Below are 432 nucleotides of genomic sequence, written 5' to 3' on the forward strand. Positions count from 1 at the left end.
TGGTCGGCGAGGGTGAGCGGGCCCATCGGGACGTTCGTACCGAGGGTCATGCCTCGGTCGATATCCTCCTTCGAGGCGACGCCTTCGTCGTAGGCGCGGATACCCTCGTTGAGCCACGGCATGAGAATGCGGTTGGTGACGAACCCGGGTTTGTCGTCGGATTCCCACGTCTCCTTGCCGAGGTCTTCGGAGAACTCGTGGGCAAACTCGACGACTTCGGGGTCGGTCTTCTCGCCGCGGACGACTTCGACGCCCTTCATGATGGGGACGGGGTTCATGAAGTGAAGCCCGACGACCAGTTCGGGTCGGTCCGTCGCGGCCGCGATAGTCGTAATCGAGAGGGTGCTCGTGTTCGTCGCGAGAACGACGCCTTCGGGGACGATTTCGTCGAGGTCCGCGAAGATGTCGCGTTTGATGTCCATGTTCTCGACA

Annotated in this window: 1 protein-coding gene; it reads right to left on the reverse strand. The window is 62.0% G+C overall.

Translation table 11 applies throughout. The annotated features are described in order from the left end of the window. A partial coding sequence (locus tag DVK06_RS18035) for a 3-hydroxyacyl-CoA dehydrogenase family protein (protein ID WP_233561833.1) occupies positions 1–432 on the reverse strand: 432 nt, incomplete at both ends.

The organism is Halorubrum sp. Atlit-28R (assembly GCF_003665955.1).
Classification (GTDB): Archaea; Halobacteriota; Halobacteria; order Halobacteriales; family Haloferacaceae; genus Halorubrum; species Halorubrum tropicale.